This window comes from Xanthomonas sp. GW (assembly GCF_014236815.1).
Classification (GTDB): Bacteria; Pseudomonadota; Gammaproteobacteria; order Xanthomonadales; family Xanthomonadaceae; genus Xanthomonas_A.
Window position 1 is genome coordinate 2,809,985 of sequence record NZ_CP051189.1, and the last position, 13,763, is coordinate 2,823,747.

Here is a 13,763-nt window from a genome sequence, read left to right on the forward strand (position 1 = left end):
ACTTCCCGATCCCCGGCCACGCGCCGGGGATTTTTTTGCCGGCCATTCCACGGTCGTGGCCACGGCCGCTCGCTCGGGCCAGGCGAGTTTGTCTCAATTTTGTTACAGCCGCGCCGCTAAGACCTTCGAGAACCACTCCAAGGTGCCCATCCAATGTCGTCTCCGTCGCTTATCGCGCGCCTGTCGGATCTGCCGCTGCGTCGCAAATTCGTCTGGCAAACCCTGCTGCTCGGCGGCGGCATCGTGCTGCTGGCGATCATCGCCGCGCGCATGCAGTACGTGGATATCCGCAACACCCGCGAGCAGGCGCTGAAGAGCCAGATCGAACTGGCGGTCGGCGTGGTCCAGGCCTATGCGGCCAAGGCCGAGGCCGGGCAGATGCCGCTGGCCGAGGCGCAGCGCACCGCGCTGGCCACGCTCGAATCGATGCGCGCCCGCGACGGCGTGGACTATTTCTACGTGCACGACATGCACCCGACCATGCTGATGCACCCGACCCGCCACGACCTAGTCGGCAAGGACATCGGCAACGTGCTCAGCGCCGACGGCAAGCCCATCTTCCGCCAGTTCGCCGCGGCGGCCGCGGCCGGCGGCGGCTATGTGGACTATCTGTGGCCCAAGCCCGGCAACGAGGAGCCGGTCGAGAAGGTGTCCTACAACGCACCGTTCAAGCCCTGGAACTGGGTCATCGGCACCGGCGTGTACATGGACGATGTGCAGGCGCAGGCGCTGCTGTTCACCGGCGTGATGACCGTGGCCGGCGGCGTGCTGGTGCTGATCACCTTCGGCATCAACTGGCTGATCGGCAGCTCGGTGCTGGTGCCGGTGTCGCGCACGCTGCAGGCGATCCGCGCGGTGTCCCGCGGCGACCTGAGCGTGCGCATCGACAACCCCGGACGCGATGAGACCGGACAGATGCTGCGCGCCACCGGCGAAATGATCCAGATGCTGGAACGCTTCTCCAGCGAGGCGGCGAAGATGGCGGTACTGCACGCCGACAAGGACATGTCGCACCGCATGCCGCAGGACTTCCCCGGCGTGTACGGCGAGCTCAGCAAAAGCATCAACACGATGATGTTCGAGCACCTGGACGCCATCGTCGATGCGATCGCGGTGCTCAACGAATACGCCAACGGCGACCTGCATCGCGACGCGCGGCGCCTGCCCGGCAGCCGCGCGGTGCTGCACGAATCGATGGATGCGGCCAAGGCCAGCCTGCTGGCGATCAACACCGAGATCAAGCGCCTGGCCGCTGCGGCTGCGGCCGGCGACTTCAGCGCACGCGGCGATGCGGCGCACTTCCAGCACGACTTCCGATTGATGGTGCAGGACCTCAACGCGATGATGGAGGTCAGCGACCGCAACCTGGGCCAGCTGTCCACGCTGCTGCAGGCCATCGCTGCCGGCGACCTGAGCGTGCGCATGAGCGGCGAGTTCAACGGCGTGTTCGCGACCATGCGCGACGACGCCAATGCCACCGCCGACCAGTTGGCCGACATCGTCGGCCGCATCCAGAACGCGGCGCTGAGCATCAACACCGCGACCACCGAGATCGCCGCCGGCAACGACGACCTGTCGCGCCGCACCGAGCAGCAGGCCGCCAGCCTGGAGGAAACCGCCGCCTCGATGGAAGAACTGACTTCCACGGTCAAGCAGAACGCCGAGCATGCGCGCCAGGCCAACCAGCTCGCAGTTGGCGCCGCCGCGGTCGCCTCGCAAGGCGGCGACGTGGTCGGCCAGGTCGTCACCACGATGAGCGGCATCGAGATCTCGTCGAAGAAGATCGCCGACATCATCAGCGTCATCGACGGCATCGCCTTCCAGACCAACATCCTCGCGCTCAACGCGGCGGTGGAAGCGGCGCGCGCCGGCGAACAGGGCCGCGGCTTCGCCGTGGTCGCCAGCGAAGTGCGTACCCTCGCCCAGCGTTCGGCCGGCGCGGCCAAGGAGATCAAGGGCCTGATCGACGAATCGGTGACCCGCGTCGCCGAAGGCTCGGCGCTGGTCGACCAGGCCGGCCGCACCATGCAGGAGATCGTGTCCTCGGTGCAGCGCGTCACCGACATCATGGGCGAGATCTCCGCCGCCTCGCAGGAGCAGTCGTCCGGGATCGAGCAGGTCAACCAGACCGTCACCCAGATGGACGAGGCCACCCAGCAGAACGCTGCCCTGGTCGAGGAAGCCAGCGCATCGGCACGGGCGCTGGAGGAAGAGGCGCGCAGGCTGAGCGAGGCCGCGGCGGTGTTCCGGCTCGGCACCGGCGGCGGGAGCTCTGCTGCGGCCACGTCCGTTCGCGCCGCCCCCGCGCGCGCATCGTCGCGTCCGGCGACAGCCAAACCGGCTCTGCGCCAGGTGGCGGGCAAGCGCGCGGCAGTGGCCGAAACGGACTGGGCGGAGTTCTGAGCGCAGCGCTGCGGCCCGGACACTCAACCGGACTTGCATCACAGTTGCGCCGGTCCCGGGCACCGGCGGTCTCAAGCGGCAGACGCGGCAGTCGATATCGGATTAACGAAGCGTGAATGCGATCGCCGCAGCCACCTCGCCATTGCCGCCGCTTCGGGAGCCTGAGATGCCGCGCTACACCGATCTGAAATCGTCTCTGCTCGTGTCGCTGCTGTGCGTGCTCGGCTGCGCCACGGTGATCGGGGTGGCGCATCTGAGCACCCGCGCCCTCGACGACTCGCGCCAGCACCTGCTGCAGTTGCAGACCCGGCAAGCGCCCTCGGCCATGGCCTTGCGCGAGCTGCGCGCGCAGCTGGCGGAATTGCGTCTGTATCAGTTGTCGCTGATCGCCGCGACCGGCAATACCGCGGAAGTGGCCGACTACGACCGGCGCATCGAACGCTCGATGCGCGGCGCGCGCACGCAAGTGGCGCGGTACATCGCCACCGCGCCGAGCGAAGACGAACGCCGCCGCTTCGCCACTGTCCAGGCCGAGCTGGATGCCTACCTGCAGCTGCACCGGCAGATCAGCAGCGCGGTGCATGCCGGCGATCGCGAACGCGCCCGCCAGCTGTCCACGCAACAGGCGCTGCCGCAGCGCCGCGCCCTGTTCGCCGACCTGGAGGAACTGAGCCGTATCAACGCCGCGCACGCGCTGCACCCGGACCTCGACGCGCCCACCTACGTCGCCCGCTAGCCCAACTGTCTTACTGCCTTACTGCCTCGCCATCGCCCAATCCGTTGCACGGAAACGCCAATGAACGTCTTCAAACAACTGAAAATCCGCGACAAGCTGATCTTTGCATTCGCCCTGACCACGCTGCTGACGGTGATCCTGGGCGTGTTCACTTATTCGCGCACCACCTTGGCGATGTCCGAGCTCAAGCGCATCGAGCTGGATTGGGTGCCGGCCACGCAGGCGCTGGCCGAAGTGCGCGCGCAGCTCGGCGAGTTCCGCACCTACGAACTGGCGCAGATCGCCCGCGCCAACGACCCGGAAGCGATGGCCGACTACTTCAAGCGCATGCAGAAGGTGCGCGCGGAAGTTGCGAAGAACCAGGCCATCATCGAGCGGGTGATGCTGGAAAAGACCCAGCGGCAGATGTATGCCGGGGTCAAGGAAAAACTGGACGCCTACCTGCAGACCAACACGCTGATGGGCGATGCGCTGCGCGGCGGCGACGTCGCCGCCGCGCAGACCATCTCCGACAAGCAATCGCGGCCGCTGCGGCGCGAACTGTTCGAACGGATCGTGGCGCTGACCGACTACAACGTCGCCCAGCTGAACCAGGAAATGGACACCATCAACGCGCAGCTGACGCGCACCAAGCTGCTGATCCTGAGCCTGCTCGCCCTGGCGGTCGCGGCCGCAGCCAGCGTCGGCTGGATGATTTCGCGCGGCATCGCGCGCCAGCTCGACGCGGCACGGCAGCTGTCGCAGGCCATCGCCCGCGGCGAACTGGACAGCAACGTGCGCACACGCTCCAGCGACGAGATCGGTCAGCTGATGGGCGACATGCTGGACATGCGCAGCCGCATCCGCGAGGTGATCGACGCGCAGAACCTGATGGCGCAGCGCCACGAACAGGGCACGATCAGCTACCGCATGGATGCGGCCGCCTTCCCAGGCGAGTACGGGCACATGGTCAAGGCCACCAACGACCTGGTCGCCTCGCACGTGGCGGTGAAGCTGCGCCTGGTGCAGATCATCCAGCGCTATGCGATCGGCGACCTGTCCGACGACATGGACCGCCTGCCCGGCGAGAAAGCCGCGCTGACCGACGCGATGGACACCGCCAAGGCCAACCTGAGCGCGATGAACGTACAGGTCAAGCAGCTGGCCGAGGCCGCGGCGGTCGGCGACTTCAGCGCGCGCGGCGACGCCGAGCGCTTCCAGTACGATTTCCGCGCGATGGTGCAGAACCTCAACGCGATGATGGAGGTCAGCGACCACACCCTCGGCAAGCTGTCGCAGCTGCTGCAGGCCATCGCCGCCGGCGACCTGAGCGTGCGCATGCAGGGCGAGTTCCATGGCGTGTTCGCCAAAATGCGCGACGACGCCAATGCCACTGCCGAGCAGTTGGCCGATATCGTCGGCCGCATCCAGAGCGCGGCCGCCAGCATCAACGTCGCCTCCTCGGAAATCGCCGCCGGCAACGACGACCTGTCGCGCCGTACCGAGCAGCAGGCCGCCAGCCTGGAAGAAACCGCCGCCTCGATGGAAGAACTGACCTCCACCGTGAAGCAGAACGCCGAGCATGCGCGGCAAGCCAACCAGCTCGCGGTCGGTGCGGCCGCCGTCGCCTCGCAGGGCGGCGATGTGGTCAGCCAAGTCGTCACCACGATGAGCGGCATCGAGACCTCGTCGAAGAAGATCGCCGACATCATCTCGGTCATCGACGGCATCGCCTTCCAGACCAACATCCTCGCGCTCAACGCCGCGGTGGAAGCGGCGCGTGCCGGCGAACAGGGCCGTGGTTTCGCGGTGGTCGCCAGCGAGGTGCGTACCCTCGCCCAGCGCTCGGCCGGTGCGGCGAAAGAGATCAAGGGCCTGATCGACGAATCGGTGACCCGCGTCGCCGAAGGTTCGGCCCTGGTCGACCAGGCCGGCCGCACCATGCAGGAGATCGTGTCCTCGGTGCAGCGTGTCACCGACATCATGGGCGAAATCTCCGCCGCCTCGCAGGAGCAGTCGCTGGGCATCGAGCAGGTCAACCAGACCGTGACCCAGATGGACGAGGCCACCCAGCAGAACGCCGCGCTGGTCGAGGAAGCCACCGCCGCTGCGCGCACGCTGCAGACCCAGGCCGGCCAGCTCAGCGCCACCGTCGCCGAGTTCAAGCTGGACCCACAGGCCAGCGCACCGGCGCCGCAGGCCGCGCCGGTCGCAAAGGCCAGGCCGTCCGTGCGCGCCAAGGCCTCGCCGGTGGCGACCGCAGCGCGTGCGCCTGCGCGCATCCGCAGCGCGGCAGGCACGGCGCGCGCCAGCGCCGCCGAAGACCAGTGGCAGGAGTTCTGACGGCTGCAGCGGCAGCGGCGCAGGCCGCGTCTTGTTCCGGCGTCAATTTCGTGCGGCGCCGGCCGATAACCCGATAGACCGATCACCGCTGCGAGCCATGGCCACTCCAACGTCTTCCCTGCCCCACCCCGGTTCCGACAATCGCGACTTCGAATTCAGCGATCGCGATTTCAAGCGGGTCTGCGACCTGATCTACCAGAAGGCGGGCATCGCGCTGGCACCGGCCAAGCGCGATATGGTCTACGGCCGGCTGTCGCGGCGCCTGCGCACGCTGGGCCTGCGCTCGTTCCGCGAGTACCTGGACTGGCTGGAACGCGACGGCGGCGACGAGTGGGAAGCGTTCACCAACGCGCTGACCACCAACCTGACCTCGTTCTTCCGCGAGCCGCACCACTTCGAGCGCCTGCGCGAGGAGCTGCAGAAGCACGCCGCCTCGGCGCCGGTGAAGATCTGGTCGTGCGCCGCCTCCACCGGCGAGGAGCCGTATTCGCTGGCGATCACCGCCTGCGAGGCGTTCGGCACGCTGACCCCGCCGGTGCGGATCCTGGCCACCGACGTGGACACCCAGGTGCTGGCGACCGCCTCGCGCGGCGTGTACGCGGTCGATCGCATCTCCAGCCTGGACCCGGCGCTCAAGCGCAAGTACTTCCAGCGCGGCAGCGGCGCCAACGAAGGCCAGTGCCGGGTGGTGCCGGCGCTGCGCGAGCTGCTCGAGTTCCGCCAGTTGAACCTGCTGGAGCCGCGCTACGACGTCAGCGGCCCGTACCTGGCGTTGTTCTGCCGCAACGTGATGATTTATTTCGACAAGCCTACGCAACGTGGCATCCTGTCGCGGCTGATCCCGCATCTGGACGACGAAGGCATGCTCTACACCGGCCATTCGGAAAACTACCTGCATGCGGCCGACCTGATCCAGCCCTGTGGCCGCACGCTGTACCGGCGCGCCACCAAGGCGCGCGCATGAGAGCCGCCACGGTGGTCGCCGATCAGGTGATGCGCTACCACGACACCCGCTTCCAGACCATTGCGGCCAAGCTGTTGCCGACCCAGTACCTGGTGGTGGACGACGACACCGCGCTGACCACCATCCTCGGTTCCTGCGTGGCCGCCTGCATCCGCGACCCGCTGCTGAAGATCGGCGGCATGAACCATTTCATGCTGCCCGACGGCCAGGCCGGCGACGGCGCGCCGGCGCGCTACGGCAGCTATGCGATGGAAGTGCTGATCAACGACCTGCTCAAGCGCGGCGCCAGCCGCAGCCGCCTGGAAGCCAAGGTGTTCGGCGGCGGCAACGTGCTCAAGGGTTTCACCAACAACCCGGTCGGCACCCGCAACGCCGAGTTCGTGTTGCAGTATCTGAAAGCCGAGCAGATTCCGGTGGTGGCCGAGGACCTGCGCGGCATCCATCCGCGCAAGATCTGGTTCTTCCCCACCACCGGCCGCGTGGTCGTGCAGCGCCTGCCGCATGCGCACGAAGAAGCCGAAGTCGCCGCCGCCGAATCGGCGGTGCGTGCCCGCCTCGCCAAAGCGCCGGTCACCGGCGCCGTGGAGTTGTTCGAATGACCTCAGAAATTCCCTGTCGCGTGCTGATCGTCGACGACTCCGCGGTCGTGCGGCAGATGCTCACCGAGATCCTGTCGCGCGCGCCCGGCATCGAGGTGGTCGGCTCGGCCGCCGATCCGATCCTGGCCCGCGAGAAGATCAAGCGACTCAATCCGGACGTGATCACCCTGGACGTGGAAATGCCGCGCATGGATGGCCTGGCGTTCCTGGAAAACCTGATGCGGCTGCGGCCCACGCCGGTGGTGATGATTTCCTCGCTGACCGAGCGCGGCGCCGACACCACGCTGCAGGCGCTGGCACTGGGCGCGGTCGATTTCATCTCCAAGCCCAAGCTCGACGTGGCCCGCGGCCTGGAGGAATACGCCGAGGAAATCGTCGGCAAGGTCAAGGCTGCGGCCAAGGCCAAGGTCCGCGCGCTCGACCGCCCGGCCGCGCCGCGGCCTGGCGGCAACACCGTGATCACGCCCAGCGCCGCGTCCACATTGAAATTCCGCACCACCGACCGGCTGATCGCGATCGGCGCCTCCGCCGGCGGCACCGAGGCGCTGCGCGTGGTCCTGGAAGGCATGCCGGCCGATGCGCCGGCGGTGGTGATGACCCAGCACCTGCCGGCCGGCTTCAGCACCGCCTTCGCCGACCGCCTCAACCGGCACTCGGCGATGGCGGTGCGCGAGGCCAGCGAAGGCGAAGCGATCCTGCCCGGCCACGCCTACCTGCCGCCCGGCGGCAAGCACCTGCAGGTGGTCCGCGACGGCGCGCGCTGGCGTTGCAAGATCGACGACGGCCCGCCGGTCAACCGGCACAAGCCGGCGGTGGACGTGCTGTTCCAGTCGGTGGCGCGCAACGCCGGCGCCAACGCGATCGGCGCGGTGCTGACCGGCATGGGCGACGACGGCGCGCGCGGCCTGCTGGAAATGCTGCAGGCCGGCGCCAGCACCCTGGTCCAGGACGAGGCCACCAGCGTGGTCTGGGGCATGCCCGGCACCGCGTTCCGGCTCGGTGCCGCGCAGGAAGTGTTGCCGCTGGACCGGATCGCCGAACGCCTGATCGCCTTGTCCAACCAGGCCCGCTAGCCCCATGCCGCGCCAGCGCGTCCGCACCCCGAACGCGCCTGGCGATGCCGTTGCCGCCACGGTTCCGGGCCTGGCCACGCTGACCGATTCCGAGCAGGCCCTGCTGAGCTGCCTGCAACAGGCGCCCGACGGCGTGGTGGTGATCGACGCGGACGCGCGCATCCTCGCCTTCAATCAGACCGCCGAGGCGCTGTGGGGCCTGTCGCAGGCGCAGGTCCTGGGGCGTTCGCTGGGCGAGCTGGTGCCGGACGAGGCGCGCGCGCCGTTCCTGGCCAGGTGCATGCGGCAGCGCACCGACACCCCCGGCGACGGCTACGAACTGCAGTTGCCCGGCAACGACGGCGTGCAGCGCTGGGTGTCGGTCAGCGCGGCCACGGTGCCGCAGCAGCCGGCGCCGCTGTACGTGGTGTTCGTGCGCGACATCAGCGCCGAACGCGAGCGCGACGCCAAGATGCGGCTGCTGTCGCTGGCCCTGGACCGCAGCGACAACGCCATCGTGGTCTGCGACCCGCAGCTGGCGATCCTGTACGTCAACGCCGGCTTCGTGCACATGTTCGGCTACACCGCCGAGGAAGTGCGCGGGCTGCTGCCCAGCAGCGTGCTGCCCGGCGTCGGCACCGACATGCAGGCGGTACGGCTGACCCGCGAACGCGTGGTCGGCGGCCTGGGCCACCAGACCGATCTGCTGGTCTACCGCAAGGACGGCTCGCCGCTGTGGACCACGCTGATGGCCAATCCGATCGCCGACGCGGCCGGCGGCATCCAGCACTACGTGGTGTCGTTCACCGACATCACCCAGAGCAAGATGCACGAGATCCTGCACAAGAACGTGCTCGACGCGCTGGTCCGCGAACAGCCGCTGGTCGACGTGGCCGCGCTGATCTGCAGCGAAGTCGAGCGCGTCGCCCCGCAGGTGGTGGCCTCGATCATCAGCGTCGATGGCGACGGGCGGCTGCACCCGCTGGCCTCGCCGAGCCTGCCGACCGCCTTCAACGCCGCGGTCGAATGCATGCGCGTGGGTCCCACCGCCGGTGCCTGCGGCGCGGCGATCTGGCGCGGCAAGCAGGTGCTGGTGCGCGACGCCGCCACCGATCCGCTGTTCGCCGAGTACCGGCCGCTGGTGCACCAGCTCGGCCTGGGCAGCTGCGTGGCCAGCCCGATCAAGTCCAGCGGCGGGCGCGTGCTCGGCAGTTTCGCGCTGTATTACCGCGACGTGTGCGAACCGCAGCCCTGGCACCTGCGGCTGATCGAGCTGTGCCTGCACCTGTGCGCGCTGGCGCTGGAGCGCGAGCAGACCAAGGCGCGCGTGCACCAGCTGGCGTTCTACGACTCGCTGACCGGCCTGCCCAACCGGGTCATGTTCAGCGCACGTGCCGAGCAGGCGCTGGCCGCCGCCGAGTACCACGCGTTTCCGGTGGCGATCCTGTTCGTCGACATCGACCGCTTCAAACGCGTCAACGAAACCCAGGGCCACGCCGCCGGCGACGGCATGCTGCGCGACATTGCGCGGCGCCTGGGCGAGACCTTGAGCGCGACCGACCTGATCGGGCGCCAGGCCGGCGACGAGTTCGTGCTGATGCTGCCGCAGTGCGGCGCCGAACAGGCCGCCGGCGTGGCCGAACGGCTGTTGCTGGCGCTGGCCGATCCGCTGGTGGTCGGGCACGTGACCCTGCATCCGGGCGCCAGCATCGGCGTGGCGATGTTCCCCGACGACGGCCGCGACATCGAGACCCTGCTGCGCCACGCCGACCTGGCCATGTACCGGGCCAAGAACGAAGGCGGCGGCAGTTTCCGCTTCTTCAGCGCCGACATGAACCGCATGGCGCAGGAACGCGTGGCGCTGGAGACCGCGCTGCGCGAGGCGTTGCGCCGCGACCAGCTGCAGTTGCACTACCAGCCGCAGTTGCACAGCCAGCCGCCCTACGCGCTGTACGGGGTGGAAGCGCTGCTGCGCTGGCAGCACCCGCATCTGGGCGACATCTCGCCGGCGCGCTTCGTGCCGATGGCCGAGGAATGCGGGCTGATCGACGAACTCGGGCATTGGGTGCTGCGCCAGGCCTGCCGGCAGATGGCCGATTGGCGCCTGCGCGGCGTGCCGGTGCCGCGCGTGGCGGTCAACCTGTCGGCCAGCAACTTCGCCGACGCGCAGTTGCCGGCGCGCGTGGCGAAGAAACTGAGCGCACATGGGCTGGTGCCCAGCGACCTGGCGCTGGAGATGACCGAGAGCGTCATGCTGTCCAACGCACCGGCGGTGCTGGCCAATCTGCGTCAGTTGCAGGCCAGCGGCGTACGCCTGTCGCTGGACGACTTCGGCACCGGCTATTCCAGCCTCAGCCATCTGCACCAGTTGCCGGTCAACGAACTCAAGCTGGACATGAGCTTCGTCCGCGACCTGGAACACAGCGAGACCGCGCGCGCACTGACCACCTCGGTGCTGCGCATCGGCGAGAGCCTGCGCCTGCATACCGTCGCCGAGGGCGTGGAAACCGAGGCGCAGCGGGCGTTCCTGTCGTGGCTCGGCTGCGACGTGCTGCAGGGCTTCCTGTTCTCGCCGGCGCTGCCAGCGACGCAGTTGGAACGCTGGATCGGCGCGCATCAGGCCGACCCGGAGGCGGCCGCGCCGCCCGCAACGTCCGGCGCTGCGCCCCACTAGCCGGTCGCGGCACAATTATTGCTTGATCCGCAGCACGTTTTTCACCCCCCGCCTGGCAATGCCGATCCGCTTCCTGTTGTCGCTGCTGCTGTGGTCCGTCAGTGCTGCGCTCGCCGCGCAGACGCTGCGTCCTGCCTATCCCGACGTCGTGCGCCGGTTCTCCACCCACGATGGCCTGCCGCAGAATTCGGTGAACGCGATCGTGCAGGACCGCGACGGTTTCCTGTGGCTGGGCACCTTCGGCGGGCTGGCGCGCTTCGACGGCAGCGAGTTCAGCGTCTACCGCAGCCTGGCCGGCAGCGGTCCGTCCAGCGACCGGATCCTGCAACTGCTGGAGGACCAGCGCGGCCAGCTGTGGATCGGCAGCGAGGATGCCGGCGTCAGCGTCTACCGCGACGGCCGCTTCCTGCGCCTGGACGTGTGCGGCGGCCGCTGCCTGATCCGCCGCTTCGTCGCCGCAGCCGACGGCAGCGTGTGGGTCCTCAGCAGCGCCGGCGCCTACCGGATCGACCCGCGCACCCTGCGCACTCTCGAACAGCAGCCGCAGGCGCTGGATATGGCCGCCGCGCTCGGCGGCGACGGGCAACTCTACCTGGGTGGGCAAGGCCTGTGGCGGCTGCGCCACGGACGCCGCGAAGCGGTGCCGTTGCCAGCCGCGGAAACCCGGGTCAGTTCGCTGCACAGCGAAGGCAGCGTGCTGTGGGTGGGCGCTGGCGCGGCCCTGTACCGCTACGACACGCTGCGCCGGCAGTGGCTGCCGACAGCGGCACCGATACGCGGCGCACAGGCGCTGGCGCGCGATGCGCAGCACCGGCTGTGGGCGGTCGATGTCGATGGACAGCTGTTCCGCGACGACGACGATGGCGGCGGGCTGCGCCCGTTGGCGACCCCGGCACTGCCGGCGTCGCGCAGCCTGCTCAGCGATCGCGACGGCAACCTGTGGCTGGGCAGCAACGCACGCGGCCTGCTGCGCATCGCGCGCTCGCGCATCGGCCTGCTCAACGACCCGCAGCAGGGCATGGACCTGCCCGGGCTGCCGGTGATCGGCGACGGCAGCGGCGGGCTGTGGCTGGGCACCGTGTGTGGCGGCCTGCGGCACTGGGACGCGCCCAGCGGACGCCTGCGCCGCTGGTCGCTGCAATCCGCGCTCGGCAACGAATGCGTGTGGTCGCTGCACCGCGACGAGGCCGGCGGCGTGTGGATCGGCACCGTCGATGGCCGCGTCGGCTATCTGCCGCCCGACGCGCAGGACGACCACGCCGACCGCGACAGCGACGCCTACCGCAGCCAGGCGCCGCGGCTGGTCGCGCAGTGGCCGGACCAGTTGCCGATCCGCGCTCTGTACCGCACCGCCAAGCACAAGCTGCTGGTCGCCAGCGGCCACGGCGTGTACGCGATCCCGGTCGGCGCCGGCGGCGAGACCGGCACGCCGCAGCGCCTCCCCGGCCTGCCCGGCAGCGTCACCCTGATCCAGCCGGCGCAGCAGGGCGGCCTGTGGCTGGCCGGCGGCGAAGGCGTGGTGCGCTGGCGGCGGCAACGGGTGGTGGAACGCTGGAACACCGGCAATGGCCTGTCCAGCCGCTTCGTGCGCTCGCTGTACGAACAGCCCGACGGCACGCTGTGGATCGGCACCTATGGCGGCGGCCTCAACCGCATCGGCAACGGCCGCGTGCAGCGTTTCGATCGCGGTAGCGGCCTGTTCGACGACGTGGTCTCGTGCATGGTCGCCGACGCGCGCGGCGGGCTGTGGCTCAGCGGCAACCGCGGCATTTCCCTGCTGCTGCCGGAAGAGTTGGCCAAGGCCGCCGCCGGCAGCGAGGAGTTGAGCGCGATCGGCTTTTCCGAAAGCGACGGCCTGGAACCGGCCGAAACCAACGGCGGCGGCCAGCCGGCGTGCCTGCGCGACGCCGCCGGCAAGCTGTGGTTCCCGCTGATTTCCGGCTTCGCCGAGATCGATCCGCTGGCGCTCGGCCAGCGCCGCGTGCAGGCGCCGCCGGTGCGGATCCAGTCGCTCGACGTGGGCGGCCGCAGCGTGCCGCTGGCCACGGAGCTGCGCCTGCCGCCGCACAGCCACGACATCGAAGTGGGCTTCACCGCGATCAACCTCAGCGCGCCGGAGAAGACCCGCTTCCGCTACCGGCTGACCCGCCCGGGACAGGACCCGGCGTGGACCGACATCGGCGCGCAGCGCAGCCTGCACTTCGCGCTGCTGCCGTGGGACGACAGCAGCCTGGAAATCATCGCGCGCAGCGATACCGGCGCCTGGTCGACCACGCCGGCGCGGCTGCGCTTCCGGCAGCCTTCGCCGTGGTATCTGTCGCCGCTGAGCTGGGGTGCCGCAGCGGTGGCACTGATTGCCGCGCTGCTGCTCGGCTGGCGCGTGCACGGCTATCGGCTGCGCCGCCAGCGCGACCTGCTGGCGCAACTGGTGAGCACCCGCACCCAGGAACTGGAGCAGGCCAACCGCCGCCTCGCCGACCAGGCGCAGCGCGACCCGGTCACCGGCATCGCCAACCATCGCCATTTCGTCGAAAGCCAGCAGCGGCTGTGGCAACAGATGCAGGCGCAGCAGCGGCCGTTGGCGCTGCTGATGATCGACATCGACGAATTCAAGCGCTTCAACGACCACTACGGGCATCTGGCCGGCGACGACTGCCTGCGCGTGGTGGCTCTGGCGATGGCCGCACAACTGCGCGAGGACGGCGTGCTGGCGCGCTATGGCGGCGAGGAATTCGTCGCACTGCTGCCCGGCTGCGACAGCGAGGCGGCGCATGCGGTCGGCGAACGGCTGCGCCAGGCGGTGCTGGGTTGCGCGGTGGCGCACGCCCCGGGCGCACACCACCGGCTGGTGACGGTCAGCATCGGCTGCGCCAGCAAATGGCCACGGTCCGACCTGTCGAGCACGCGCCTGACCAACCTCGCCGACCAGGCGCTGTACCGGGCCAAGGAACAAGGTCGCAACCGGGTGGAAAGCGCCTGAGCGCAGGTCTTTGCGCGACCGCGACCAACGAAG

Annotated in this window: 8 protein-coding genes; all 8 read left to right on the top strand. The window is 69.4% G+C overall.

The features are described from left to right. The first annotated feature begins 153 nt into the window (after positions 1-153). The 8 genes from HEP73_RS12090 to HEP73_RS12125 all read left to right on the top strand — a co-directional run bounded on the left by HEP73_RS12090 (position 154) and on the right by HEP73_RS12125 (position 13,730). A complete protein-coding gene (locus tag HEP73_RS12090) occupies positions 154-2,403 on the top strand; it encodes a methyl-accepting chemotaxis protein (protein WP_185820185.1) in 2,250 nt (749 codons plus the stop codon). A gap of 166 nt (positions 2,404-2,569) precedes the next feature. Continuing rightward, a complete protein-coding gene (locus HEP73_RS12095; protein ID WP_185820186.1) occupies positions 2,570-3,139 on the top strand; it encodes an MCP four helix bundle domain-containing protein in 570 nt (189 codons plus the stop codon). 60 nt (positions 3,140-3,199) lie between these two features. Further along, a complete protein-coding gene (locus HEP73_RS12100) occupies positions 3,200-5,461 on the top strand; it encodes a methyl-accepting chemotaxis protein (protein WP_185820187.1) in 2,262 nt (753 codons plus the stop codon). A 97-nt stretch (positions 5,462-5,558) separates the two neighbouring features. Continuing rightward, entirely contained in the window at positions 5,559-6,425 is an 867-nt protein-coding gene (locus tag HEP73_RS12105; protein ID WP_185820188.1) for a CheR family methyltransferase, read from the top strand. Next, entirely contained in the window at positions 6,422-7,024 is a 603-nt protein-coding gene (gene cheD, locus HEP73_RS12110; protein WP_185812956.1) for a chemoreceptor glutamine deamidase CheD, read from the top strand. The genes HEP73_RS12105 and cheD overlap by 4 nt, the downstream gene beginning before the upstream one ends. Then, on the top strand, positions 7,021-8,097 hold the full coding sequence (locus HEP73_RS12115; protein ID WP_185812957.1) for a protein-glutamate methylesterase/protein-glutamine glutaminase: 1,077 nt from the start codon (positions 7,021-7,023) through the stop codon (positions 8,095-8,097). The genes cheD and HEP73_RS12115 overlap by 4 nt, the downstream gene beginning before the upstream one ends. 4 nt (positions 8,098-8,101) lie before the next feature. After that, positions 8,102-10,750 carry a sensor domain-containing protein gene (locus HEP73_RS12120; protein ID WP_185820189.1) on the top strand — a complete coding sequence of 883 codons (2,649 nt, stop codon included), beginning with the start codon at positions 8,102-8,104 and terminating at the stop codon, positions 10,748-10,750. A gap of 22 nt (positions 10,751-10,772) precedes the next feature. Next, a complete protein-coding gene (locus tag HEP73_RS12125) occupies positions 10,773-13,730 on the top strand; it encodes a ligand-binding sensor domain-containing diguanylate cyclase (RefSeq protein ID WP_185820190.1) in 2,958 nt (985 codons plus the stop codon). Positions 13,731-13,763 lie beyond the last annotated feature (33 nt).